At 59.9% G+C, this 24,523-nt stretch carries 21 protein-coding genes; 8 read left to right on the top strand and 13 right to left on the bottom strand.

Going from position 1 to position 24,523, the window contains the following annotated elements:
• Window positions 1-287 precede the first annotated feature (287 nt).
• Entirely contained in the window at window positions 288-2,012 is a 1,725-nt protein-coding gene (gene acsA, locus ACI5FR_RS25590) for an acetate--CoA ligase (RefSeq protein ID WP_405459691.1), read from the bottom strand.
• A 254-nt stretch (window positions 2,013-2,266) separates the two neighbouring features.
• Between acsA and ACI5FR_RS25585 the strand changes: the two genes are divergently transcribed.
• Together ACI5FR_RS25585 and ACI5FR_RS25580 are read left to right on the top strand one after the other, a co-directional pair.
• The gene (locus ACI5FR_RS25585) at window positions 2,267-2,899 is read left to right on the top strand and encodes a GNAT family N-acetyltransferase (RefSeq protein ID WP_405459689.1); all 633 of its coding nucleotides are present in this window, start codon (window positions 2,267-2,269) and stop codon (window positions 2,897-2,899) included.
• A 34-nt stretch (window positions 2,900-2,933) separates the two neighbouring features.
• Entirely contained in the window at window positions 2,934-4,118 is a 1,185-nt protein-coding gene (locus ACI5FR_RS25580) for an acetoin utilization protein AcuC (RefSeq protein ID WP_405459687.1), read from the top strand.
• 200 nt (window positions 4,119-4,318) lie between these two features.
• Here ACI5FR_RS25580 and ACI5FR_RS25575 read toward each other — a convergent pair whose 3' ends face one another.
• The 5 genes from ACI5FR_RS25575 to ACI5FR_RS25555 all read right to left on the bottom strand — a co-directional run bounded on the left by ACI5FR_RS25575 (window position 4,319) and on the right by ACI5FR_RS25555 (window position 7,622).
• Entirely contained in the window at window positions 4,319-5,029 is a 711-nt protein-coding gene (locus ACI5FR_RS25575; RefSeq protein WP_405459685.1) for a 5'-methylthioadenosine/adenosylhomocysteine nucleosidase, read from the bottom strand.
• A 35-nt stretch (window positions 5,030-5,064) separates the two neighbouring features.
• The gene (gene ccpA, locus ACI5FR_RS25570) at window positions 5,065-6,069 is read right to left on the bottom strand and encodes a catabolite control protein A (RefSeq protein WP_405459682.1); all 1,005 of its coding nucleotides are present in this window, start codon (window positions 6,067-6,069) and stop codon (window positions 5,065-5,067) included.
• 138 nt (window positions 6,070-6,207) lie between these two features.
• Window positions 6,208-6,555, bottom strand: coding sequence for a bacillithiol system redox-active protein YtxJ (gene ytxJ / locus ACI5FR_RS25565; RefSeq protein WP_405459680.1), 348 nt, complete (start codon window positions 6,553-6,555; stop codon window positions 6,208-6,210).
• Window positions 6,556-6,678: 123 nt separating this feature from the next.
• Window positions 6,679-7,101, bottom strand: coding sequence for a hypothetical protein (locus ACI5FR_RS25560; protein ID WP_405459677.1), 423 nt, complete (start codon window positions 7,099-7,101; stop codon window positions 6,679-6,681).
• Between the two features lie 113 nt (window positions 7,102-7,214).
• Window positions 7,215-7,622, bottom strand: a complete 408-nt coding sequence (locus ACI5FR_RS25555) for a VanZ family protein (RefSeq protein WP_405459675.1) — start codon at window positions 7,620-7,622, stop codon at window positions 7,215-7,217.
• A 158-nt stretch (window positions 7,623-7,780) separates the two neighbouring features.
• On the opposite strand from ACI5FR_RS25555, the gene ACI5FR_RS25550 reads away from it, so the two are divergent.
• A complete protein-coding gene (locus ACI5FR_RS25550) occupies window positions 7,781-8,308 on the top strand; it encodes a type 1 glutamine amidotransferase domain-containing protein (RefSeq protein WP_405459672.1) in 528 nt (175 codons plus the stop codon).
• 191 nt (window positions 8,309-8,499) lie between these two features.
• Here the strand turns inward: ACI5FR_RS25550 and ACI5FR_RS25545 are convergent, their stop codons facing one another.
• The 6 genes from ACI5FR_RS25545 to ACI5FR_RS25520 are packed head-to-tail and all read right to left on the bottom strand — an operon-like array spanning window position 8,500 to window position 14,151.
• Entirely contained in the window at window positions 8,500-9,270 is a 771-nt protein-coding gene (locus tag ACI5FR_RS25545; protein ID WP_405459670.1) for a DeoR/GlpR family DNA-binding transcription regulator, read from the bottom strand.
• 5 nt (window positions 9,271-9,275) lie between these two features.
• Window positions 9,276-10,319: an aldose 1-epimerase family protein gene (locus tag ACI5FR_RS25540; protein ID WP_405459668.1), complete on the bottom strand. Its 1,044-nt coding sequence runs from the start codon at window positions 10,317-10,319 to the stop codon at window positions 9,276-9,278.
• Between the two features lie 37 nt (window positions 10,320-10,356).
• Window positions 10,357-10,902, bottom strand: a complete 546-nt coding sequence (locus ACI5FR_RS25535) for a cupin domain-containing protein (RefSeq protein WP_405459665.1) — start codon at window positions 10,900-10,902, stop codon at window positions 10,357-10,359.
• On the bottom strand, window positions 10,899-12,128 hold the full coding sequence (locus ACI5FR_RS25530; protein ID WP_405459663.1) for a carbohydrate kinase family protein: 1,230 nt from the start codon (window positions 12,126-12,128) through the stop codon (window positions 10,899-10,901). Before ACI5FR_RS25530 ends, ACI5FR_RS25535 begins: the two co-directional genes overlap by 4 nt.
• Window positions 12,125-13,309, bottom strand: coding sequence for a Gfo/Idh/MocA family protein (locus ACI5FR_RS25525; protein ID WP_405459661.1), 1,185 nt, complete (start codon window positions 13,307-13,309; stop codon window positions 12,125-12,127). The genes ACI5FR_RS25530 and ACI5FR_RS25525 overlap by 4 nt, the downstream gene beginning before the upstream one ends.
• Window positions 13,309-14,151, bottom strand: coding sequence for a class I fructose-bisphosphate aldolase (locus ACI5FR_RS25520; protein WP_405459658.1), 843 nt, complete (start codon window positions 14,149-14,151; stop codon window positions 13,309-13,311). The genes ACI5FR_RS25525 and ACI5FR_RS25520 overlap by 1 nt, the downstream gene beginning before the upstream one ends.
• Before the next feature lie 125 nt (window positions 14,152-14,276).
• Here ACI5FR_RS25520 and ACI5FR_RS25515 point away from each other — a divergent pair, with 125 nt between their 5' ends.
• The 5 genes from ACI5FR_RS25515 (at window position 14,277) to ACI5FR_RS25495 (ending at window position 22,060) form a co-directional block, all read left to right on the top strand.
• On the top strand, window positions 14,277-15,431 hold the full coding sequence (locus ACI5FR_RS25515; protein ID WP_405459655.1) for a trans-sulfuration enzyme family protein: 1,155 nt from the start codon (window positions 14,277-14,279) through the stop codon (window positions 15,429-15,431).
• A 41-nt stretch (window positions 15,432-15,472) separates the two neighbouring features.
• Window positions 15,473-17,317, top strand: coding sequence for a cache domain-containing sensor histidine kinase (locus ACI5FR_RS25510; protein ID WP_405459654.1), 1,845 nt, complete (start codon window positions 15,473-15,475; stop codon window positions 17,315-17,317).
• A gap of 14 nt (window positions 17,318-17,331) precedes the next feature.
• Window positions 17,332-18,399 carry a response regulator gene (locus tag ACI5FR_RS25505; RefSeq protein WP_405459652.1) on the top strand — a complete coding sequence of 356 codons (1,068 nt, stop codon included), beginning with the start codon at window positions 17,332-17,334 and terminating at the stop codon, window positions 18,397-18,399.
• A gap of 114 nt (window positions 18,400-18,513) precedes the next feature.
• Complete coding sequence (locus ACI5FR_RS25500) at window positions 18,514-21,066, top strand: hypothetical protein (protein WP_405459650.1); 2,553 nt, start codon at window positions 18,514-18,516, stop codon at window positions 21,064-21,066.
• A 112-nt stretch (window positions 21,067-21,178) separates the two neighbouring features.
• A complete protein-coding gene (locus tag ACI5FR_RS25495; protein WP_405459648.1) occupies window positions 21,179-22,060 on the top strand; it encodes a helix-turn-helix transcriptional regulator in 882 nt (293 codons plus the stop codon).
• On the opposite strand, the gene ACI5FR_RS25490 is transcribed toward ACI5FR_RS25495, so the two are convergent.
• Window positions 22,032-24,521: a hypothetical protein gene (locus ACI5FR_RS25490; RefSeq protein ID WP_405459646.1), complete on the bottom strand. Its 2,490-nt coding sequence runs from the start codon at window positions 24,519-24,521 to the stop codon at window positions 22,032-22,034. The genes ACI5FR_RS25495 and ACI5FR_RS25490 overlap by 29 nt on opposite strands.
• Window positions 24,522-24,523 lie beyond the last annotated feature (2 nt).

Genomic DNA, 24,523 nt, shown 5'->3' with positions numbered 1-24,523 from the left:
GTTGTTGGTTTGATCTTCCTGATTTCCTTATGAGCACTATCCCCTTCACTCAGAAGCCTGTTAGCCCACCTGCATCCGTGCAAAAATGCTGTTAGCCTACCAGTTAGCCCCCTGCTCGCCGCCTCTTCAAATGCGTCACTTCGACGAACTTCGTAACTGGGCTCGCTCGCCGTATCCTGAGCGAAAGGGATAGTGGAGCAAAGGAGCGGATCTAATGTATATTTCATAACACCGCATAAAAAACGGCGATATCCCATTAATTGGGATATCGCCTTTGTAATATGCTCTTAGTCCTCAATCGTCGACAGGTCGCCGGTCGGCAGGCCGAGCTCCCAAGCCTTCAGCACGCGGCGCATGATCTTGCCGCTGCGCGTCTTCGGCAGCTTATCCTTGAACTCGATCTCGCGCGGCGAGGCGTGGGCGGACAGCCCTTCCTTGACGAACTTCGCGATGTCGGCCTTCAGCTCGTCGGACGGCTGATACCCTTCGCGCAGCGAGATGAACGCCTTGATCACTTCTCCGCGCAGCGGGTCCGGCTTGCCGATGACGCCCGCTTCGGCGACGGCCGGATGCTCGACGAGCTTGCTCTCGACCTCGAACGGCCCTACGCGCTCGCCGGACGTGTTGATCACGTCGTCGACGCGGCCCTGGAACCAGAAGTAGCCGTCCTCGTCCATGTAGGCCGAGTCGCCGGACACGTACCAGCCGGTCAAGCGGAAGTACTCTGCGTACTTCGAAGGGTTGTTCCAGATCTTGCGCATCATCGACGGCCATGGCGTCTTGATCGCCAGGTTGCCCATCCGGTACGGCGGCAGCACGTTGCCTTCGTCGTCGACGATGGCCGCTTCCACGCCCGGAATCGGACGGCCCATGGAGCCCGGCTTGATCGCCATCGCCGGGTAGTTGCAGATGAGCTGGCCGCCGGTCTCGGTCATCCACCACGTATCGTGGATACGCTGGTTGTACACCTTCATCCCCCAGCGGACGACTTCCGGATTGAGCGGCTCGCCGACGCTCAGCACGTGGCGTACCTTGGACAAGTCATACTGCTTCACGACGTCGTCGCCCGCCCCCATCAGCATGCGGAATGCGGTCGGCGCGCTGTACCAGACCGTGACGCCATAACGCTGCAGCGTGTTGTACCAGTCCTGCGGGCTGAAGCGTCCGCCGCGGATGACGTTCGTCGCGCCGTTCAGCCATGGGGCGAAGATCCCGTACGACGTCCCCGTGACCCAGCCCGGGTCGGCCGTACACCAGTACACGTCGTCCTCCTGCAGGTCCAGGACGATGCGGCCGGTGTAGTAGTGCTGGATCATGGCGTTCTGGGCGTGAAACACGCCCTTCGGCTTGCCGGTGGAACCGGAGGTGTAATGCAGGATGAGGCCGTCCTCGCGGTCCAGCCACTCGATGTCGAGCTGATCGGACGCGCCGGCCATTTCTTTATGGAAGTCCACTTGGCCCGCGACGGACGTGTCGATATCCGAGCCGACGAGGATCACATGCTTCAAGTGAGGGAGCTGGCTTACCGGGACGCGGGACAATTGCGACGGCGTCGTGATGATCGCGACCGCTTCGCTGTCCTCCAGACGGTCGCGGACGGCGGTTTCCATGAACGCTTCGAACAAGGGGCCCACGATCGCACCCACCTTGAGCGAGCCGAGCAGAGCGAAGTACAGCTCCGGCGTACGCGGCATGAAGATGAATATCCGATCGCCCTTGCCTACGCCGATCTTGCGCAGCACGTTGCCGAACTTGTTCGAATTCGCTTTCATATCGGCGAACGTATACTTCTCATCGCGGGACGCGTCGCTGTAGTAGAGCGCCACCTTGTTCGCCCGGCTCGATTCGGCGTGACGGTCGATCGCCTCATAAGCCATGTTCACCTTGCCCGTCGTGTACCAGCTGAACTGCTTTTCCACTTCGGTCCAATCAAAGGAAGCGCGCGCGTCCTCGTAGTTTTTTAAGTTCGAGTTCGTTGCGGTTGGTTGAATCAATTCTGTTTCCCCTTGCATCCCACTTTCTCCTCTCTTTTGTGAACTCCATGAAATTGCTTCTACCGTTCAAGCGCTTACATTGCCGTAAGCGCTGCTCCGTTCGTGTCGGCCGTGAACGCAGCTTAATAAATTTGGACATTTTGTGGCACGTCTATTATAACATACTCGCTTTTGTACGACTATTTCCTTTTCATACAGTCCGAATTTTGCTATAAGTAAGCTTAACGGATGTTGTTTGGAGTCGGACGACAATCCCGAGAGGAGATGCCTCCATGGAACACTTCAAGCTTTATCACGCCGAACCATTCGAACACGAGGGCCGCACGATCGTGGTAGAAGGCCCCGTCCCGCCGGAGCGGCTTCGTGAGATGGATATGCACCGGGACCTGGATGCCTTCCGCCGGCCCAAGGAGCAGCACGCCGCTCTCGTGGAGATCGCGGAGCTGCCGGAAGGACGCATCGTCCTCGCCCGCGAGGACAACGTAATCGTCGGATACGTCACGTTCCACTACCCTGATGAAATGGAGCGCTGGTCGGAAGCCAAGATGGATGATCTAGTAGAGCTGGGCGCCATCGAGGTTGCGGACGCCTATCGCTGTCTGGGTATTGGCAAAAGGTTGATTCAGCTTGCTTTTAAGGGCGATCAATTGGAAAATATGATCGTATTCACAACCGAATATTACTGGCATTGGGATTTGAAAGGCAAACTCTCGAACGTGTGGGATTACCGCCGCATGATGGAGCAGCTGATGAAGTCCGTGAACATGGTCTGGTTCGCGACCGACGATCCAGAGATTTGCTCTCATCCCGCCAATTGCTTAATGGTCCGCGTCGGACGGGACGTTCCGCTCTCTTCGGTGGAAAAGTTCGATACGGTGCGGTTTCGCCAGCGCTTTATGTATTAACCCAGAGTCCAATGAGAGAGGAACCGGAATTGCTATGAGCCAAGATGCGCTGTTTGTGTATCACGATCGGGCGCTGCAATACCGTTTTAACGATACACACCCGTTTAACCAAAAACGAATCGTGCTCACGATGGATTTGCTGCGGCAGGCGAAGGCGCTGGACGATACCCGGATCACGAGTCATGGAATGGCGGCGGAATCGGAACTCCATTTGATCCATTCCTCCCCTTACGTCGACATCGTAAAAGCGTTGAGCGCCGCGAACCCGTCGCCAGATACGATCCGGCGGGCGGAGCAATACGGCCTCGACACGGAAGACACCCCGTTCTTCGAGCACATGCACGAAGCCACCAGCCTACTCGTCGGCGGTTCGATCGCGGCCGCAGATGCCGTGATGACAGGGACCGTCCCTCATGCGTTCCATCCGGGCGGCGGGCTGCACCACGCGATGCCGAGCAAAGGCTCCGGCTTCTGCGTCTACAACGACGCCTCCGTGGCGATCGCCCATATTCGACGCAAATACGGGGCCCGCGTGTTGTACCTGGATACCGACGTCCATCACGGAGACGGCGTACAGTGGTCGTTTTATTCCGACCCGGAGGTGTGCACCCTCTCGATTCATCAGACGGGCAAATATTTGTTCCCCGGCACAGGGGCCGTGAACGAGCGAGGCACGGACGAAGGCTTCGGCTACTCGATCAACGTCCCGCTCGAGCCCTACACGGAAGACGACTCGTGGCTGGAATGCTTCGAGGAAGTGCTGGAGGGCGTGGTGAAATTTTTCAAGCCGGACGTCATCGTAAGCCAGCACGGCTGCGACGCCCACGCTTACGACCCGCTCGCGCACACGCATTGCAGCATGCGCATCTACCGGGAGATGCCGCTCACGATACACCGGCTCGCGCATGAACATTGCGGCGGACGCTGGATCGCGCTCGGCGGCGGCGGCTACGACATCTGGCGCGTCGTGCCGCGGGCATGGAGCCTGCTCTGGCTCGCGATGACGGACCACCCGCTCATCGCGGAGCTTGGGCGCTCTCCGCTGCTCCCGCTCCCCGCCGCCTGGCGGGAGACGTGGGCCGCGGAGAGCCCGGTGCCGCTGCCGGAGACGTGGCTCGACCCGGTCGACGAGTGGGAGCCGATCCCGCGGCGCGCCAAGATCGAGGAGAAGAACCGGCAGACGAAGGAAATCGCGATGCTGTACTTGCCGAGGGATTGACGACGGCAAGCAACCACCTTGCAGAGTGGCGTAGCACCTAGTCAGCGGTCGTTAACAACGTTAGTAAACCTATCTTCGGCTAATAATAAACTCCGGAAAGGGCCGAGGACACCCAACATTTTCTACGAAAAAAAGGACTCGTTTCTCCCCATGGGAACGAGTCCTTTTGATTTCGGATGCTGATATGAAGAAACCGAGCCCTACAGCCGCTTCAGCATCTCTTCCACAATCGTGCTGGAATGCTTCGCCGCGAGCTGCGTGAACTCCGCAAAGTTCACATGCGCGGAGCCGTCGGCCTTGTCCGACATCGAACGGATGACCACGAACGGCACCCCGTTCATGGCGGCCACCTGTGCGACTGCGGCTCCCTCCATCTCCGTGCAGGCCCCCTGCAGCTCTTCGTGCAGCAGCCGCACCGTGTCGCGGCTCGCGATGAACTGGTCGCCGGACAGCACGCGACCCTGCACCGCGCGGCCGCTGAAGCCAACTCGGCTCGCCTCCGCCGCGACCTCGATCAGCCTCGCATCCGCCGGGAACACCGAAGCGTCCGCGAACGGGATCGTGCCGCGCGGGAAGCCGAGCGGCGACGCGTCTATGTCATGCTGCTGGCAGTCCGTGGAGATGACGATGTCGCCGATCTCGAGCGACGGTTCGAGCGCCCCGGCCACGCCGGTGAATACGATCGCTTCGACCCCGAAGCGATCGATGAGCAGCTGCGTGCACACCGCGGCGTTCACTTTGCCGACGCCGGACTTGCACAGCACAACCCGCTTGCCGTGCAAATGGCCTTCCAGGAAGCGGATACCCGCTTTCTCCGTCGCCTCCAAGCCTTCCAGCTTCGCTTCGATCAACTCAATTTCTTCGGCCATTGCCCCGATAAGACCGATAACCGACCAAGTTCCGTTCGCCATGCGTTGTCTCTCCTCTTCAAGAAAAAGATGGCTCATTAAGCATGAGCCACCGATTTCCGAATAATAATCTCGTGCGGAAGCGTCACCTGCGACAGCTCCACCGTTTCCTTGTTCATCAGCTTCGTCAGCAGCCGCATCGATACGGCGCCGATGTCGTACATCGGCTGCGCCACCGTCGTCAGCTGCGGGCGAACCATCGATGCCATCCGCGCGTTGTCGACGCTGATGACGGAGATGTCCTCCGGCACGCGCAGGCCGCTGTCCTGGATCGCGTGGATCGCGCCGATCGCCATCTCGTCCGTAGCGGCGAAGATCGCCGAAGGCTTGTCCGCCAGCTCGAGGAAGTATTTCATCACTTCCACGCCGGATTCGTACCGGTAATTGCCCACTCGGACCAGCTCTTCCTCCACCGAGAGACCCGCTCCCTCGAGCGCTTTCTTGTACCCCTGGTAGCGCGCATAGCCGTTGGCCGGATCCTGCAGCGTCCCGCTGATCATGCCGATGCGGCGGTGGCCTTCGTTCAGCAGCAGATTCACGGCATCGTGAGCCGCGGCTTCGTGGTCGATATCGACCGAAGGCATGCTGCTGTGGTCGGACTTCGTGCCGCAAAGCACGATCGGCACCGACGACGTCTTGAACGCTTGCACGTGCTCGTCGGTCACCGTCCCGCCCATGAACAGGAGCCCGTCCACCTGCTTCTCGAGCAGCGTGTTGATGACGCGGATCTCCTTTTCCTTCTTCTTGTCGGCGTTGCACAAAATAATATTGTAGTGGTACATATTCGCGATATCTTCGATTCCGCGGGCGACTTCGGAGAAGATCGAGTTCGAAATATCCGGAATTACGACCCCTACGGTCGTCGTCTTCTTGCTCGCGAGCCCTCTCGCAACGGCGTTCGGCCGGTAGCCCAGCCGCTCGATCGCCTCGAACACCTTTTTGCGGGTCTGGGGCTTCACGTTCGGGTTGTTGTTCACGACGCGCGATACCGTAGCCATCGACACGCCGGCTTCTCTTGCTACATCATAGATCGTAACGGTCACGTTTATCTACTCCATTAGGGTAATGTGTGGTACGAATGGCTGCTACATCCGTTGTAAGTGCTTCATATTGATGATACGACAAATACAGTTGTAAAGCAATGAAAACCAATTCATTTCAATTCATTTCCATTTTTCCGGCTATACTTCGCTAAGCAACTCGTTCAGCTTCGACTCCGTGATATGCCAATGCGAAGTATGCGCGACGGCCTTGCCTTGCTTGACGACAATGAGCTGAGGCGACTCATGCGTCACATCGAGCGTCTCCGCGATCAAGTTCGATACCGGCCGATCTTCCACTACGAGCACGAGCGCGTAATCGACCGCCTCGTTGGGCGAATTGTCCAAATACGTATTCCACTGTTCATACGCGGCTGAGCTGATCGGACAGCGGGTGCTGTGCTTGAGCACGCATACCGGCTGCTCCTTGCTCGATTGCAGCAGTTGAAGCCATTCTTTCTCGGATTGCAATTGCAGTACGTCTGCCATGGGGTGACCGCCTCTCTTCGTGTCTTGTTCTCTAGTGCGCTATTACATTTGATACTAACAAAAAAAGAAAAAAAAAGCTAACCGGGGTCAGCTTCGACATGTATAAATCAGGCATGCAGTAACTCAAGAAAAGCCGTACGTGGTCGTCACGTGACTCGTAATCTGCGAGAGACGATGGCGGATGTCTTCCATCCAGGCACGGTCGTCCAGCGACTGTGCGAGCAGCAGCAGGTCCAGCAGCTCGTTGATCCGTTCTTCGATGATACGTTCGACTGCGCTATGTATATTTTCCTTGTTCGTCACCTGATGCATCAGATGGGCGAGCTCGGACAGCTCGTTGAAATATACTTGTTTTTTCTCCGGCTCATGACCCAGCGTCTTGATAAACCCGGTCAGCTCCGGCTTCACCGGCGGGAACACTTCCGTGCGTTGGCACGCCTCGCAGGAATAAATCGGTACGTTCTCAATCTCTACTTTGTTCTGAAAAATGACGGTTCGCAAACGAACGACCATCGTTTCCCCGCACTTGCAGGTTTTCTGCAACATAGCCACCCCTTCTCTGCAGCCCAAAAAGCAATATTCGTCTGTTAACGGCATTTGAAATACTATATTCGACTCGGCTTTTGCAATTTCCTTCACGAGCCGGATAGTATTTTTTGTTAAGGCAGGAATCGTTTGCTTACGTACCGGGACACGGCGGGGATCGACAAGATGGCGAGCGCAAGGGCGGCTCCGATGCCGTCGTTGCGCCAATCCATGATGTCCGGCGTCCGGTCCGCCACGAACGATTGGTGGTATTCGTCCGACAGCCCATACAGCAAGCAGAGCAGCAGCACGATCCCCTTCCCTCCCCAGGTCAGCGAGCGCGGCAGCAGCGCCCAGTAGAACGTCAGGCTCAGTATGAAATAGGCGGCAAAGTGCCCCGCATTGAAGCTCTGCATCGCCGGAAACCACCGTTGAAAAAACGGGAGCAGCGTGCCGAGCTCGTCTCCGGACTGATGCGACAGCGCGAAAATGACCGCCATCCAGACAACGGCGGGGATCCAGCGAATGGCTTGCTTAACCAAATCCGATCAACCCCTGATTCTAGTAAAAGTGGCTCCTCTATTATGACGAACCGGGAGACAAAAATCCATCCGCGAGATTTGTGGTACAATAAGCAGGGTAAAGATAGATGTAGTTGCGCTTCCGTTGCAGCGAGTCTAGCCGAGGGAGGACGAAAACGATGCGTTTAAACGGTAAAAAAGTCATTTGTCTGGTCGATGAAGAGTTTGAGGACCTGGAGCTGTGGTATCCGATCTATCGGGTTCGGGAGGAAGGCGCGGAAGTGCACCTCGTGGGACATGCCAAAGGCCATACATACACGGGGAAGTACGGTGTGCCTGCCGTATCGGACTTGGCCTACGAGGACGTAGAGAGCGCCGGCTACGACGGCATTCTGGTGCCGGGCGGCTGGGCCCCGGACAAGATCAGACGATACGGTAAGGTTCAGCAGCTCGTGCGAGAAATGGACGAAGCGGGCAAGCCGATCGGGCAAATTTGCCACGCCGGGTGGGTGCTCATCTCGGCCAAGATTTTACAAGGCCGAAAAGTCACGTCCACCCCGGGCATCCGCGACGACATGGAAAACGCCGGCGCGGCCTGGTTCGACGAAGCGGTCGTCGTGGACCGGAACCTCGTGTCCGCCCGCAGACCGCCCGATTTGCCGCCGTATGCCAAAGCGTTCTGCGACGCACTCGCCGAACGGTCGTAAACCCGGCAAGACCCTGATCGCCGCCGGAACATTTCGGGCCGATGAGGGTCTTTTTTGCGGGTCAAGGGAGGAGGTTTCGCGTTCCATCAACCGGTTCACCTGGCGCAGCATCTCAAACGCTTTGCCGATCCGGGACTCGCGCGTCTCCACTTTCTTGACCGTGACGATCAAGTCCACATATTCCTGCAGGGCTAATCGTCGGATTCCGCGATCAGCAGGTCGACGCCCGCTTCCCGACAGGCCGCCACGATCTCGTCGGGAGGCGCAGCGTTCGTGATGATGCGGTTCACCTGCCGCAACGTGGCGAACGAGGCGAGCGACTGATAACCGAACTTCGTATGGTCCAGAACCATGTTCACTTCAGCCCCCTTCGTCATCGCGATCCGCTTCAGCTCCGCCTCATACACGTTGGAGTTGTTGAAGCCATGCTCGAGCGTAAAGCCGGAGGCGCCGAGGAAGACGCGGTCGTAAGCCATCTTCTGCATGATTTCCTCCGCGAATGGCCCTACCAGCGAAGAAGTCGCCTCCCTCAGGACGCCTCCGATGACGAGCGTCTGCACTTGCCTGCCGTTCAGTTCGGCGGCCACATTGAGCGCGTTCGTGACGACGGTAATGTCGGCGCCCTTCGGGATGCGCCGGGCGATCTGCAGCGTCGTCGTCCCCGCGTCGAGGAACACGGCCTCGCCGGGCCGGATGAGCTGCGCGGCCGCCCGACCGATCGCCGCCTTCTCGTCGGTCCGGACGCTAGTCCGTTCCCCGAGCGGCATGTCGACCGAAGTGCTCGAGATCGCCCCGCCGAGCGTCCGGTAGAGCAGTGTCAATTGCTCCAGCTTCTCCAGATCGCGGCGGATCGTCATCTCCGTCACCTGGAATTGCTTGCTGAGCGCGGCGATTTTGACCTCGCCTTCGGCCTTCAGCAGCGCCACAATTTGCTCCTGCCGTTCATTCAGATTGGGTTTCATCGCGGCTACTCTCCTAACGCTTCCAACGTAAGCTCGAGCTCATAATCGATGGACCGGCCGGGCTCCAGCATGACGAGGGCCCCCCGCGCCCGCTCGTCCGCTCGGCCGCCGACATGGCAGTTGGCCGGCTCGATACCGAGCACGTGCGAGCCGGCGCCGGGCATGTGCCACTGCACGAGGCGCGGCAAATGCTCGGTCGACCAGGCGAGGCGCGCCCGCACGCCCCGGCTCGTGCCGGGGAACGTCGGCGTCTCGATCGTCGCGGCGGCCCAATCGTCCTCCCCGGCCTGCACCTGGTGGTAGTACACCCGCTCCGCGTACGTCGGATCCGGCGCCTGCCAGGACGTATAGCCTTCCAGCGGCGTATCCGCATCGCGTCCTTTAACGCCGGCCGTCGGCAGCGCGATCCGGGTTGCTTCGTTCAGAAGCGGATAGCCGAAGTTGAAATGGTACAGCATCATATGCGGACACGGCTGGAAGCCGAAGTTCTCCACCGTATCGCGGATCGAGATGCGGTTGTCCCCCAGCCGGCTGCGAATCTCGCGGATGAGGCGCAGCTGCTCGCCGAAGATGCATGTCTCTTCGACTACGCCGCGCACGGTCATCTCGTATTCGTCGCCGTGCCATGCGCCCGTGACGGCCACATGCCGCGCCGGCGTATGGTGCGCGCGCCCGTGCAAGCCGAGCGGCTGCCCCCGGTCCACGTTCGGCGAGCCGGCCTGCGTCAGCCCGCAAGTCATGAGCAGGCCGCCCGCCGCCGTGCGGAGCCACTCCGCGCCGCTCGCGTCATAATGAGCCGGATGCATGTCGCCGTTCGCCGACTGCCAGCTGATCGGCGCGCCGCGAAATTCCGCGAGCGAGATGTCGAGCCCGCGCGACAAGCTGACATAATAGCTGAGCCCCGCACCCGTGCGGACCTGCACTTGCTCGGTGCCGGCCTCCATGCCTTCCGTCCAGCTGAGCCGCCGAACACCCCCGACCTGCTCCAGCCGTCCGACGCGGGCTTCGAGTTCGCGGCGGGTCCAGGTAGTTCCATTCCACTGCACCATTTTACACCCCTTGCGCTAGTTCAAACTCCACCGTTGCTTACTCCAGCGAATCCGGTACCCGCCGGATCCGGGGATCGGTGAAAATATCAAATTCGTCGCGGCTCGTGCTCGAGAACTCCGAAACGATCGCCCCTTCGTCGCCCGCCTGGAACCAATGCAGCGTCCCCGGCGGAATCGTATACTGTTCCCCTGGAAGCAGCTCCACCTCGTGGAACACGGTATAGTAAGGTTCGCTGCCCGAAGGGATAATCCCTTTAATTGGAGAGGCCGGCTCCCCCTCCACATATAGGAGGACGCGTCCCAGCCGGCAGCGAAACGTCTCCAGCTTGCCCGGATCCGCGCCGACCGGAGGATGCTTGTGCTCCGGGCACGTCTGGCCCGGGAACAGCACGAGCTCCTTGGCGCAATACCGGTCGTTGTTGATGTACGTGACAAGCTCGAGCCCCTGCCGCTCCAAGTCGTTCAAGCCAAAATCGGCAATTTCGATGCCTTGCTGCTCCGCCTCGGTCAACACGATTCCGGCTTGCTTCAGCAGCCCTGCAGCCCGCTGCCGGGCGGATTCGATTTCCGATCGTTTCGTCATTGGTCCGTCTCTCCTTCCCCGATTCTAAAGTAAAGCCCGGTGCCCTCGTCCCGCTTCCACTCTGATGCAGGCAGCGCGATGCCGGGGGCCCGCTGCGCCCACCCGGCGTCCATCCGCCGCCGGACCGTCTCCCATGCCGGGACGCCGCTTACGGCGTCCCGCTGCTCGACGTTGCAGGCGCCGACGGCGACCGCTCCGAGCGCCACGCGCTCGAGCGGCAGCCCCTGCAGCAGCCCGGCGAGGAAGCCGGCGATCGTGCAGTCGCCGGCGCCGGTCGTCCCGGCCGCGTCGACGGCGTAGCACGGCGCGAGCAGCTCGCGGCCGAGCCAGTCTCGGCCGGCGAATGCCGCCGGCCGGCAGGCGCCGAAGCGCTCCAGGCGGGCAGGATCGGCCGTCGTCTTCAAGTAAAGGCCGTGCTCGCCAAGCTTAATGCCGACGACGGCCGCGCCCATGCCGAGCAAGGCGTCCGCCAGCCGAGTGAGCGTCTCCGCGTCGGCGCCGGACAGCGCTTGGCCGGGGCCATACGAGCGCTCCAGCCGGTCGTACGCCTCGCGGTCGAGCATGAAGAGCAGCTCTTCGAAGCTCGGCATGAAGATGTCGACCACTGGAAGCAGCCGAGCCAGCAGGCCGGGCCAATCGACTCTTCCCGCCTCCGACTCGGGGTCCGGCTTCGCCATATCGAGCGACGTCGTGAGTCCGAGCGCCTTCATGCGCTCGAACATCGCCGTCAGCTGCTCCCCGTTCCGGCTGTACATCGCCTGCATGACCGGCGGATACCCGAAGTGAAACAGCCGCACGTCCTTCACGTGCTCATCCGCCACGTCGGCCGCGGAGAACGTATGATTCGCCCCCGGGCAATGCAGGAAAATACGGTCGACGCCGGGCGGACTAATGACGATCGTATACGACGTCATCTCCCCCCGCGACACGATCAAGTCGGCCGACAGCCCTTCCCCATGCGCTTCCAGCATGTCGGAGATCGCCCGGCCGAACAAGTCGTCTCCGATCTTGCCCATGAGACGGACCGGCACGCCAAGCCGGTGAAGCGCGAGGCCGGTATTCGGGACCGCCCCGCCCGTGGCGGTGACGGCCGGCCCGATGCCGACGAGGCGGCCCGGCACGAGCAGCCGCTCCAGGTCGGCCGCTCCCATGACGCGGTCCATCTGCGGGATCAGATCGAGGCAGATGACGCCGGCTACTACGACTTGCGCTGCTCCAGCATTCAAGCAGGATCCCCCCATACGAGTGAAATGGCGTTGCCCGTACGCTGCGACTCCAGCGCCGCCGAGAACAGCCGATGGCTCATCGCGGCCTCGTCCGGCGTCGCGCAGCGGAACGGCTGCAGCATGCGGTCGCGATGTGCGATCTCGTCGCAGAACGCCGCCCACATCTGCAGAATCGAATCGGAGAAGCCGAATTCGAAGATGGCGCCTGTAAGGGTAGGATAGGCCGATTTGTACGGCGCGTCAACTACGTGCCAGGCTTGAGCGCCGCCCGGCTCGTACGGCAAGTAGGCGACCTGCTTCGGCAGCTTGGTCGTAAACTCCGCCGAGAAGTCGGTGCCGACGATGCGCAGAAACCAGCTGTTCGCATGCCCGGGCGCGATGCGCTTCATGGAGAGCACCATCGGGAACTGCTGGTCGGGCGTGTTCACCTCGCACGCCAGAATCGCATTGTCCCACGTCTCGCAGGGGGCGATTCCGCCTCGGCCGTCCGGCCGCTCCGTCATCACATTGGACAGCAGCGCGCGGACCGAGGTCGGCTTCCACCCGAAGCGCAGCGGCAGATGGACGACGTGCATGCCGAGGTCGCCCATACAGCCGTATTCCCCATTGCTCGCGATGCGCCGCTTCCAGTTAATCGGCTTCGTCGGATCGAGGTCGCTGCTATGCCAGAAGCCGGCCTCCACTTCGATGATGCGCCCGAAGCGGTTCTCCTGCACCCACTGAACGAGCTGCATCGCCCCGGGGAAGAACGGGAATTCCGAGGAGCAGCGGACGAGTACGTCCGGATGTGCGGCGATCGCCTGCTGGATGCGGTCATTCGCCTCGGCGTCGATGCCGAACGGCTTCTCCGCGAGCAAGTGCTTGCCGGCGGCGATGATGTCCGCATACAGCTCCGCATGCAGGTTGTGCGGCACGGCGCAATAGACGGCTTCCACATCGGGCGAAGCGAGCAGTTCCTTGTAGTCCGTCGTGACGAGTGAGACGGATGACACATTGGCCTGGAACCAGGCGGTGGCATCCGGGTTCATGTCGCAAACCGCGACGATAACCGGCTGGAAGTCCACCTGCTGCAGATGCAACCAGCGCGCGGCGGCGCTCGCGAATTCTTTGCCCATCAGTCCGCAGCCGATCACGCCGAACCGAATGATGCGCTTGGAGGTTCCGCTCATGGCACTGTTCATTATTCACTTCCTCCGTTCAAAATGCTCAACGCTTCTTCGACGGAAGCCCCGTTGTGCACGATCGCCATGAACGCTTCCGTCATCCGTTTCGGATTCGGATGCTGCACTACGTTGCGGCCGTATACGATGCCGGAGGCGCCGAGTTGGATTAAGGCATGGGTTCGTGCTAAAATCACATCGTCCGACGCCCGACCGCCTCCGCGAGGCAGGACGGGGATGCCTCCAGCCGCTTCGATGACCTGGCCGTATTCTTCGATCGGGTCACACGGATCGGCTTTAATAATGTCCGCCCCGAGCTCGACCGCTTGTCTCACGAGGGGCACGATTTTGCGAATGTCGCCGTCGACCATGTAGGCGCCGCCCTTCTCGTTCGGCATCATGACAAGCGGCTCTACCATTAGCGGCATGCCGTATTTCTCGCAGTCCGGCTTCAGCCGGCAGACGTTCTCGATGCACTGATGGTACAGCTCGGGCTGATTCGGCAGCAGGAAGACGTTCACGACGATACACGCCGCGTCCAGCTGAACCGCCTGCTCCACCGGGTTGTGAATGAGCTGGCTGAACAGATGCTTCGGCAGCGTGGGCCCATACACGTTCGCGATATCGGAACGCAGCACGAGCGACGGCTTCTGCTTGCCCGGCAAGCTCTGCAATAGACGCGCTTGGCCTGCGCTCAGCTGGATGGCGTCAGGGTTCGCCTCGACGATCGTGGCGACCGCCTGCTGCATATTCTCAATGCCGGACAAGAACGAATATTCATTGAAAAAGCCGTGATCGATCGCGACATCAAAACATTTGCCGTCGGCGGCAAACAAGCGGTTCATTCGGGACGTAACGGACATAATGGTAACAACACCTTCCCAATTGTTATAAAAGAACATATAATGTTAATCAGTAACATTATCATTATAACAACATCTTCGATTTACTGTCTACAGCCTCATATTATTTCAAAGGAGCCGCCTGCATGAACAAGCAAGATTCAGTCCGCTGGACCAAAGAAGACATCTGTTCCCACCTGGGGGACGAGTATGACCGGTATTTGGGCGCAATCGTCCCCCCGATCTTCCAAAACTCGCTGTTCACCCGCAAAACGACCGACCACGGGTATGTGTACACGCGCGTCAGCAACCCCACAACCGAAGTTGCCGAGCGAAAAATCGCCGCCCTGGAAGAGGGCGAAGCCGCGAAATGCTTCTCGTCCGGCATGGGAGCCATCTCCGCTGCGATCATGTATTGGATGTCCCATGGCAGCCATGTCGTCTGCGTCCGCAGCGCTTACGGTCCGACGAGGGAGTTTCTGGGCTCGTACTTGAAGCCGTTCGGCGTCGAGACGACGTTCGTCCGTTCGGGCAGCACGTCCGACATAGAAGAGGCTCTGAGGCCGAATACGAAGCTCATTTTTCTGGAGAGCCCTTCCTCGCACCTGTTCGAAATGCAAGATTTGCGGGCGGTCGCCGAGTTAGCCCGAGCTAAGGGCATCGCGACCGTCATAGACAATACATGGGCTACTCCGCTGTACCAGAACCCGCTCGTCTACGGCATCGATATGGTCGTGCATTCGGCTTCCAAATATTTGGGCGGCCACAGCGACATTATCGGCGGAGTCATCGTCGGGAAAGCGGCCGACATGGAGAAGATCATGCATCGAGAGCGCGCCTTGTTCGGCTCGAACATGGACCCGCACCAGTCGTGGCTGCTCACGAGGGGCATCCGCACACTGCCGGTTCGCATGCGCCAGCATCAGGAAAGCGCCTTGCAGATCGCGTTGTTCCTGGAGCAGCACCCGCTCGTGGAACGGGTGATCTACCCCGGCTTGACGAGCCATCCGCAGTACGAGCTCGGCGCCAGTCAGATGACCGGCTATTCCGGGCTGTTCAGCTTCGTCCCTCGAGGCAGCGACCAAGCGATCCACGACATGATCGGGAAGCTTCGGTTTTTCGAATTCGGCCCGAGCTGGGGCGGCTTCGAGAGTCTCGTCAACGCTCCGGGCCTCGGCATCAGCGATGAGGTCTCCCGAGCGACCGGCATCCCGCACGGACTGATCCGGCTCTCCATCGGGCTGGAACAGCCGCAGACGATTATGGAGGATCTGGATCAAGCGCTGCAGACGTTGAAATAGCGGAGCGATGGTCGAGCTGACTAACATCTAGGAGGACCGTGATGAGACCGTGGATCGTACGTTTGTTTCGCCCCTTAACGGCACTGTCCATCAATGCCAAGCTCAATGCGATCATCGTCCTGTTCCTGTGCTTGCCGTTCGCCGTCTTCGGGCTGGTCTGGTTTCAAAAGTCTACCGAGACGATCCAAGCGAACGCCAGGCTGATCAACCAGGAGCTGCTCCGCCAGACGATCTCTCAGCTGGACAGCTATTTCACCGATCTGGAGCGATCGACGTTCCCGCTCGTGTCCAATCCGCTCATCCAGACATTTATGACGCTGCAGCCGGACAACTACCTGGAGCTGCTCAATGTCAGGTCCCAAGCGGAGACCACCCTGCTGCCGAACTTATTCTCGGGGCGTACCGACATTTACGGTTTTTCGATCGTCTCCCGCAAAGGCGCTTACGCCATCTACGGAAATACAGATCGGGAACGCGCCGTGGAGCTGCTGAACCGGATCGAGTTGTCCGACCGGGAAACGTACAAGGTGATGGGCCTTTCGTTCGACAAGGGCACCCCGCTTCCGCTCGTTACGATCATCCGCAAATTTTGGGATACCCAGAAGTACGAAACGACCGGCTTCCTTATGTTCGATCTGAACCTGAATCAAGTGACCCGGATCGTAAAAAACATCCAATTGGGCAAAACGGGTAAAGTGTCTCTCATCGACGCCCAAGGCGCGATTGTGTATCATACCGACCCCTCTCTATGGGGCAAGCAAGTCGCCGAAGACGACCGCCGCCAGTTCGCGGACAAGCAGGAAGGGTACTTTTTCAAGGGAAGCGGGTCAAGCGAGATTTTGACCGTCTTCCAGCGATCCCCGCTGAACGGCTGGATCATTATGTCGGAGGTGCCGCTGCGGGAGCTGGTCGGGGATTTGATCTGGATTCGCAACTTGTCCGTCTGGGTGCTGCTCGCGCTCGTGCTATTCGTTCTGGTCGCGCTGAGCAGCTTCTCCTACTACTTGTCACGCTCCCTGCTGCTGCTGCAGCGGCTAATGCAGCGGGCGGAGAACGGCGACATGACCGTTCAGGCTCCGGAGCGGCGCCAGGACGAGATCGGCAAGCTCAACCGCAGCTTCAACAAGATGGTAGGCGAGATTCGCCGGCTGATCGAAGTCGTGCACAAGTCGGAGCTGAAGGAAAAGGAGCTGCAGCTGAAGCAGCGCGAAGCCGTCGTACAGGCGATGCAATCCCAAATCAATCCGCATTTTCTGTACAATACGCTGGAGGTCATCAATTCGTATGCGCTCGTCGAAGGGGTCATTCCGATCAGCAATATGACGACCGCCTTGTCCGACTTGTTCCGGTACAGCGTAGGCAGTCCGAATGAAATCGTCACATTGAAGGAAGAGATCGTCCACCTGCGCAGCTATTTCGAAATTCAGAAGGAACGGTACCGGTCGCTCTCCGTCGAGCTGGATACGAACGACGCCGAGACGGCTCGAGTGCAGGCGATCCGGTTGCTCATCCAGCCGCTCGTGGAGAACGCGTTCAAACACGGGTATGAGCGCAAGAAGCTGCGTCCGGATTATATCGGGATCGCCGGGAGCGGCCAACCGGATGCGTACGTGCTCACGGTGTCCGACCGCGGCGGCGGGATGACGCCCGAGCAGGTAGAGGCATTCAATCGCAGATTCGCCGACTTGTCGACCGATTCTATCGAAGAGCAGGAGTCCAAGAACGACTCTTCGACCGGGGACAGCCCTGTTCGGCAAGGCATCGGCTTGTGGAACGTCCATCAGCGCATCCGGCTCGTGTTCGGACCGGCTTACGGGCTGCATATTGTACGCTCGGACGCATCCGGTACGCAGATTCAGATCAAGCTGCCATATGATAAGCCGTAGCAGGAGGAACGACCATGTACAAAATTGTACTCGCCGATGATGAATATATGATCAAACGCGGCGTTACGAAGCTGATCGAGACGAGCGGTGCGCCGTTCGAGGTCGTCGGGGAAGCCGAGGACGGCCGGGAGGCGCTTGCCCTCATCGAGCGCTGGTCGCCCGACCTGCTCATTACCGACATCCGGATGCCGGTCATGGACGGACTCGAGCTGATCGAAGCGATCGCGGCGGGAGGCTGGACGACCGAGATCGTCATCCTGTCGGGCTACGACGATTTCAGCTACGCGCAGCGCGCCCTTCAGATGGGCGCGTTCGATTATTTGCTCAAGCCGATCAAGCCGGCGATGTTTCGGGACATGCTGGAGCGGCTGATGGACAAGCTGGACCGGAAGCGGGAGGCGGCATCGAAGCGCAGCGAATGGCTGCTCCTGACGAGCAGCCGCTCCGCCCCGCTCGCCGACGCCATCTGGCTGCTGAACGAGGAGACCGCCTACGAGGCGCTCGATCGGCTGCACGCCGATTACACCGCCGACGACCCGTTGCCGGAGCAATTGATGGAGCGGTACGCCGATCTGTTCACCTTGCTCGCCGGAGAGCTGGAGAACCGGCAGCAGGAGCCGCTGCAGTCGACCGCCTCGCCGATCGCGGCCTCTCCGGACGGGTGGCCCGATAGCCCGGACGAGCAGCTGCAAGCCGCGCGCCGCGTGCTGAGCGGCTGGATGGAGGAGCTTCGCGCCACGCGGAAATGGGGAGCCCATCATTATTTGCACCGCGCTGTAGAATACATGAAGGAGCATTATGCCGAATCCGAAGTGGACTTAAACCGGGTCGCCCTTGTCGCGGAAATGTCGCCTTCCTACTTCAGCCGGATGTTTAAGCAGGAGCTCGGCGTCAGCTTCGTCCATTACTTGACCCAGCTCCGTCTCGACGCGGCCAAGACGATGCTGGAGGACGCACGGTTCAAGACGTACGAGATCGCGCTCCAGGTCGGCTACGAAGACTATCCGCACTTCGCCAAAGTGTTCAAAAAGCAGCTCGGCGTATCGCCGACGGATTATCGGAAGAGATTGGGCATCAGGTAAAAATTCGCGGGCCGAAAGTCAACATTTGCACCGCTTCCAGATGGATGAAATGGGATAATGATTCCGGGTTGTCGAACAGACGACACATCCAATCCGGGAATGGAGGAATTGTTGATGGTCAAGAGGACCAAGTTGAAGCTGCTGCTGCGCCGAGCAGTCCCGACATCGATCGTGTCGGTGATGTTGGCCAGTCTGGTGTTCGGATATCCTGCGGGAGCCGCGGATATACAAACGGACAATTTCAGCTTCGAACAAAACTTGAATGGCTGGACGCCCGTGACGGACAAGGACAACGGCAACGATCAGGACGATCAAGGAAGCGGCTTCCGCATCTCGAGTGAGAGCTCCACCGACGGAACGTACAGCGTTATGATGGTCGACAACAAAAAATCGCGGGCCTATGGTTTGGAGAGCCGCAAGCTGCCTGTAACCGCCGGCACGACCTATATCGCTTACGCCGATGTGAAAGCGCTTAGCGGCGAAGGTGAGCTGCATCTCCGCTTCTATGACGCGGCAGGCAGCCTGCTGGACGAAGCCGTCGCGAAGACGCCTGCTGCAGGAGCCTGGTCCTCCGTGCAGGCAAGCTTGGAAGCGCCTTCGGGCACGACCGACGCTGCTATCCTGCTCTATACGGACAAAACCAACACAGGCACCGCTTACTGGGATCGCGTGCGCATTACCCAATCGTTTACGAACCTCGGCGTTCAGGTCGGCGGTGCCGCTCCGCTCGGTTCGACATTCGGCAACGGCGGCAACCAGGATAAAATTTATTCGGTCATTACCGGCAATGCCAACGACCTGCCCATCATGCAAGTGATCGACGCGGATTCCGAGCATGTAACGACCTCGGTAACATTGCCGGCGACAGGCGCACGTCCGACCGGCGTCTGGGCCACGGCGACGGCTACGGACGGCAATGTATACTTGGGCGCGTACACGAACGGAAGAATGTATAAGTACGAACCGGGATCATCGTCGCTGACCGACTTGGGACAAGCGATCCCCGGCGAGTCGTACGTCTATGATCTTGCCGCGGGCCGGGACGGCAAAGTATATGGCGGCACGTACAATCATGCCGGATTTTTCCAATACGACCCGGCGAGTGGTTTCACTACCATCGGCAGCAAGCCGATCTACGCACCGCCCGGCCGCAACATCACTTACACGAGAGCGCTCGCCTACGATGCGGTTCATGACGTCTCCTACTTGGCGGTCGGAGCCAACGCTTCGCTCGTCCGGTACGATCATGCCACGGGAGCCAAGACCGATATTTTGCCGGCGGCGTACTCCAACATCACGCTGGCGGGAGCGGTGGAATACGAGGGCGACCGGGTCTTCCTCTCCATCGGCGGATACATCGTAGTAATGCGTGTCGACGCTCAGCCGGACGGCAGCGTGGTGACTACGGAAGAGGCCGCGATTACGAGCACCACCCCACGCGTGTCGCCGGCGCGGGACGGCAGCGTCTATCTGATCAAGTCGGGTAAGCTGGCCCGCTACGATATTGCTGCAGCCACGGTGACCTCGCTCGAGAAAACCGTACCCGGCCGCGTCCAGCGGTTCGGTTGGGTTACGCTGGAGGATCAGGCGAACTATCCGGGCGAGACGCTCATAGCGCTCTGCTCGACGAACAACGAGACGTATCTCATGAAATACAATCCGCAGAACGGCGCATTCCGTATGGCCCGGGTCGAAGGCTCGCCCCGTATTCCAGGGGCCATCAACAGCATCGGTGCCGGACCGGACGGCAATATCTACACAAGCGCCTACTTGACCGGAGGCTTGGGCCTATACCGACCGTTCGCCGGGGACGCGAACGACGGCCAGCCGGAATACGTCTACGCTCCGATTAGCCAGGTCGACAAAATCGAATCGTTTAACGGCAAGCTGTATCTAGGCGTGTATCCGGGCGGACAGCTTCATGAATACGATCCGTCACAGCCATGGTCGCCGGGGGTTAACCCCAAGCTTCTTATCAGCACGTCGGGGTATGACCAAGACCGTCCGAAGGCGATTGCATACGGGGACAACCGCGTCTTCATGGGCACGACCGGCAAGACGGGAGCCCGGCCTGGCGCTCTGTCCGTCTACGATTATGCGACCGGAACGACGACGGTGCACAAAAATATCGTCGTCGATCAAAGCATCATCGCGCTCGCCTATCAGGACGGGAAGCTGTACGGCGGTACTACGATCCGAGGCGGCCTGGAGAGCATTCCGTCGCAGACGGAAGCGAAATTGTTCGTGTACGATCCTGTGTCGGGCACAAAGACCGCGGAGTACAGCCTGCCAGCAACTCCGAGCGGCAAGAAGCTGACGGCCATCACGGAGCTAATCTCGGTGGAGGGCAAGCTGTGGGGCTTCGCCGAAGGGTATTTGTTCGTGTTTGATCCGGCGACGGCGTCGTTCGACTACATGGAGGAGAAATTCGCCGACGTGACGTACGCGGCCGGCACATACCGGGACGCCGACCTTGTCTCGGTGGCGAAGGATCCGGAGCACCTCTATGGCACGATAGGCAACAAATATTTGTTCAAGCTGAACAAAGCGACGAAAGCCGTGACGGTACTGCAGTCCACCGGAGGGGCCGACATGCTGGCGGCCGACAAGGACGGCAATTTGTATTACCGCAAGAACGACACGGCCTTGTGGCGGTACTCCTTTTAATCAACCCGATGTCCAACCTGAAAAAGCGGACCTCTCCTCCAGGGGAAGTCCGCTTCTTCGCGATTCGTCGGTTGTGTTACAATAAAGGCAAAAAACTAGGCGGGATGCGCTGATGACCTACTCTCCGGTATACCAGGACGTTTTGACGCACAGCTTGTACGGCAAGAGCCGGCTGCCCATTTTTATCCTGGAGAAGCGAATGCAGTTCAACTATCCGCTCCATCACCACAATTTTGCCGAGCTGAGCATCGTCCTGGGCGGATCCGGGACCGAGATTTTGAACGGCAAGCCGCACCGGTTCCGTCGAGGGACCGTCTCTCTTCTGCTCCCGCATCATATGCATGAAATTCTGATCGACCGGCCCAACGTGCACAAATTCAACTGCATGTTCGATTTCCAGCTGCTGTTCTCGTGTCCCACCGATGTTGCGCTGGCTAACGATTTGCTCCGAACCGGCAAGGAGCTGCCCTCCCATTACGAGCTGGATGAAGAGGACACGCAGTACATGGAACAGCTGTTTACCGCCATGCAGCGGGAATATGAGAGCGAGCACTATGCCAAAGACTCGTTGCTGCGCTCCAAATTGCTCGAAGCGCTTGTGTTTCTCGTTCGGAGCGCCCATCGTTATGCTGCTGCCCCAACACCTGCGCTTCCTGCTCCAAGTAAAGTGCTGGATTTGCTGCAGTACGTCCATCTGCATTTTCAAGAAGAAATAACGCTCACTTCCCTCGCCCGTACGTTCAACTGGCATCCTTCTTACATAAGCCGGATCTTCAAGCAGCATGTAGGCCAAACATTAACCGACTACCTCCACGCCCTGCGCGTCGAAATGGCATCCAGCTTGCTCGCAACAACCACCATGAACATCGTAGATATCGCCTTCGAAGTCGGTTTCGAGCATCCCCACACGTTTACCAGAGTGTTCAAGGAATTGCGGGGCATGCCGCCCAAGCAGTACCGGGAAGCTACACTAACGCATAAGCCCCGGGACTGATCACCATTCGGTCGCGGCGCCCGGAGCCCCGATCGGTCACGTAGACCGAGAGTTCGTGATCGGAGCGGTTCAGGAGGATCGTGCGGGTATCCGCTGCGATCACTTCCAGATGGGCCGCTTCGATGTTCTCCACCTCGAGCCGATAGCGGCTCGTCCAGTACCCGCTGCGGTAGGCGGCGATTCGTCCCGTCCATGTGCAGACGCTGTTCCGGATCTCATAGCTGCCTCCGAATACGCTCACGGTACCTTCTTCGAACGGAACGGCGGCCGTGATCACGGTGTCGGCTTCGGCGAAGGAAGCATAAGCGAGCGTCCCGTCCACGTCGAACAGCTCGATATCTCCATGTCCCGTCTCCCAACGATGCGTGTTCACCCGGCTGTACGCGGTATCGGCCGCCGTCTGATTCGGCAGCGACACGACGGCGAACGGAGCGAGCGCCTGCGGTCGGTCATATGCCACGGTTCCCCGGTCGTTCAGCGTCAAAATATCCTCCACGCCTTTCCACTTCGGATACTCATGCCGATTCCAGTATCGCACACCGGACCCTCCAAACAGGACGTAGCCGATCTTGTTGTCCATGTTCACATAGGCTTGTCTGCCGAGCGACTCGATCCTGTCCGGCTCCTTTCCGTAAAAACCTTGGAAGGTCTTGCTGCCGCTCTCCAAATAAAGCGTTCGCTCCCCTGGTGCAAGGTGCGGCATCGCCCCGTACCGTTCGTTCCGAATGCCGATCGTGCCGGATTGCCAGTTCACGATGCGGCAGGGCTTCTCGACACGGCTATGTTCCACGTACACGCTCTTCCCGTCCGGCAGCGCGATGAAGGCGACGTCCTGCCGCAGCTCCCTTCCCTTGCCGCGGGCAAGCGTGACGACCGCTCCGAATCCCCGGTCGAGCGTGTGGATCTGCTCCTTCTCTGCGCTGCGAATAATCGCTTCGTTGGACAGCGCTTGAGGGACGGCCTGAGTCTCTTCATGCAGCGCCTCCACCTGCAGCGTTCCCGTATAGCTCGCATACAGCGGCGTTACGTTCCACAACCCGTGAGCAGGCAACGTGAGCGCCATGACGTTGTTGCGCCATGTGAAGCTCGTGAACGTATCGGGCGTGCGCTGGATGATGGAGCCGCCGAACGGGTAGCTGTAGACGCCGGCCAGCCGCCGCTCCATCTCCGCCGGCTCGCTCGGCTCGGCGCCGGGCCCGCCGAACGCGTGGAGCAAGTAGGAGATAACCAGGTCGTACGCCGAGCCGTGCTCCAGATCTTTGGCGAACTGGGCGTGCGCCCGGTTGATGACGCACTCTTCCCCGTTCTCCTCCAGCAATGCTCCCTTCGAGTTGCTCGACTGGATCGACTCGATACTCGTCAGGGCGCTTCGAGCGAACCTCGCAGCATCCGGATGGCCGTGCAGCACATTGAGAATCGTGTGAGTCAGTTGGCGCTCATGCTGCCGGTTGTACCACCAGTCCTGGCCTTGCACCGGCACGTTCAAGCCGTCGAATTGCGACCAAATCTTGATCGTCCGTTCGTAGAGCGCCACATTGTTGTGCAGGGCGCTGTCCAATACCGGCTGCCCGCTCATGAGGGCGAGCACGGCATGGACGGCCCGCAGATTCGTCCCCGCCGAATAGTAGCTCGGATGGACGAAGGCATGGTTCTCCGACGTATAGTCCGGATGGAACGTAACGGTGCTCACCTTCATCCCGTCGGTCGTATCGACGAGACCGGACGGATGCGCGAGCCGGTCCTTGAACGTGGAGATCGTGTTCATCGACCAATTGACGAACCCTTTCCGCCAAGCGTCCCGGTGCGGATGCTCGGGAAACATCGCGAGCGCGGCCGATATGCCGGCGGCCGTCCAGGCGTTCTCCTCGCATTGCGTGTCGTAGTACACGCCGTTGCGAGGCTCGTCGTCGCACCAGCGGTCGGCGTAGCTGGACGTCACGTTCTGCACGAGGAGCTTCGTCTCCTCGTCCAGGTCGTCCCAGAGCAGCCAGGCGGCGCACGCCATCGCGGCTACGCTGCGCCCGTTCTGGCTCGCCATGAAGAAGCTGTCGCCCCGGCCGCCCCACTTTTTCTCGCTCGTATAGGGCAACACCCCCGCGGCGCGGACGCAATCCGCCGGACCGGTGTCGTGCGTGAAGCCCATGTAGCGGATCGCGGAGATCGCCATCGCTTTTAATTGCGCCTGCGTAATGCCGCCCGTCACCGCCTCATCGAACTCCCCCAGCTTGGAGAGCGTGGCGAAGATTGCGGATACATGGGCAGAATCGGCCTGATACCAGAACGTGCCGCCGAAGAAATGGCCGCAGTTCGGACGGCCTTCCCAGCGCCCGTACTGCTGAGCCGCGAACGGCACCCAGCGGAGCAATACGCCGTGCAAGCGGCGGGACATTTCGTTCTCCGCCGCCCGCTCCCATCGGACCGGCGGCACGCTCCAGATATGTGTGGATAGGGTATAGTCCATGA

Origin of the sequence: Paenibacillus sp. HJGM_3 (assembly GCF_045062745.1) — a bacterium.
Classification (GTDB): domain Bacteria; phylum Bacillota; class Bacilli; order Paenibacillales; family NBRC-103111; genus Paenibacillus_AA.
This window is presented reverse-complemented; position numbering and strand designations above follow the sequence as displayed.

What these genes read in the sequence shown, in the direction of transcription:
- ACI5FR_RS25515 (WP_405459655.1), top strand. Translation starts at nt 14,277, where the DNA reads ATGAACAAGCAAGATTCAGTCCGCTGGACCAAAGAAGACATCTGTTCC.
- ACI5FR_RS25510 (WP_405459654.1), top strand. Translation starts at nt 15,473, where the DNA reads ATGAGACCGTGGATCGTACGTTTGTTTCGCCCCTTAACGGCACTGTCC.
- ACI5FR_RS25575 (WP_405459685.1), bottom strand. Translation starts at nt 5,029, where the DNA reads ATGGCGAACGGAACTTGGTCGGTTATCGGTCTTATCGGGGCAATGGCC.
- ACI5FR_RS25585 (WP_405459689.1), top strand. Translation starts at nt 2,267, where the DNA reads ATGGAACACTTCAAGCTTTATCACGCCGAACCATTCGAACACGAGGGC.
- ytxJ (WP_405459680.1), bottom strand. Translation starts at nt 6,555, where the DNA reads ATGGCAGACGTACTGCAATTGCAATCCGAGAAAGAATGGCTTCAACTG.
- ACI5FR_RS25525 (WP_405459661.1), bottom strand. Translation starts at nt 13,309, where the DNA reads ATGAACAGTGCCATGAGCGGAACCTCCAAGCGCATCATTCGGTTCGGC.
- ACI5FR_RS25500 (WP_405459650.1), top strand. Translation starts at nt 18,514, where the DNA reads ATGGTCAAGAGGACCAAGTTGAAGCTGCTGCTGCGCCGAGCAGTCCCG.
- ACI5FR_RS25520 (WP_405459658.1), bottom strand. Translation starts at nt 14,151, where the DNA reads ATGTCCGTTACGTCCCGAATGAACCGCTTGTTTGCCGCCGACGGCAAA.
- ACI5FR_RS25495 (WP_405459648.1), top strand. Translation starts at nt 21,179, where the DNA reads ATGACCTACTCTCCGGTATACCAGGACGTTTTGACGCACAGCTTGTAC.
- ACI5FR_RS25505 (WP_405459652.1), top strand. Translation starts at nt 17,332, where the DNA reads ATGTACAAAATTGTACTCGCCGATGATGAATATATGATCAAACGCGGC.
- ACI5FR_RS25540 (WP_405459668.1), bottom strand. Translation starts at nt 10,319, where the DNA reads ATGGTGCAGTGGAATGGAACTACCTGGACCCGCCGCGAACTCGAAGCC.
- ACI5FR_RS25550 (WP_405459672.1), top strand. Translation starts at nt 7,781, where the DNA reads ATGCGTTTAAACGGTAAAAAAGTCATTTGTCTGGTCGATGAAGAGTTT.
- ACI5FR_RS25490 (WP_405459646.1), bottom strand. Translation starts at nt 24,521, where the DNA reads ATGGACTATACCCTATCCACACATATCTGGAGCGTGCCGCCGGTCCGA.
- ACI5FR_RS25560 (WP_405459677.1), bottom strand. Translation starts at nt 7,101, where the DNA reads ATGTTGCAGAAAACCTGCAAGTGCGGGGAAACGATGGTCGTTCGTTTG.
- ACI5FR_RS25545 (WP_405459670.1), bottom strand. Translation starts at nt 9,270, where the DNA reads ATGAAACCCAATCTGAATGAACGGCAGGAGCAAATTGTGGCGCTGCTG.
- ACI5FR_RS25535 (WP_405459665.1), bottom strand. Translation starts at nt 10,902, where the DNA reads ATGACGAAACGATCGGAAATCGAATCCGCCCGGCAGCGGGCTGCAGGG.
- ACI5FR_RS25580 (WP_405459687.1), top strand. Translation starts at nt 2,934, where the DNA reads ATGAGCCAAGATGCGCTGTTTGTGTATCACGATCGGGCGCTGCAATAC.
- acsA (WP_405459691.1), bottom strand. Translation starts at nt 2,012, where the DNA reads ATGCAAGGGGAAACAGAATTGATTCAACCAACCGCAACGAACTCGAAC.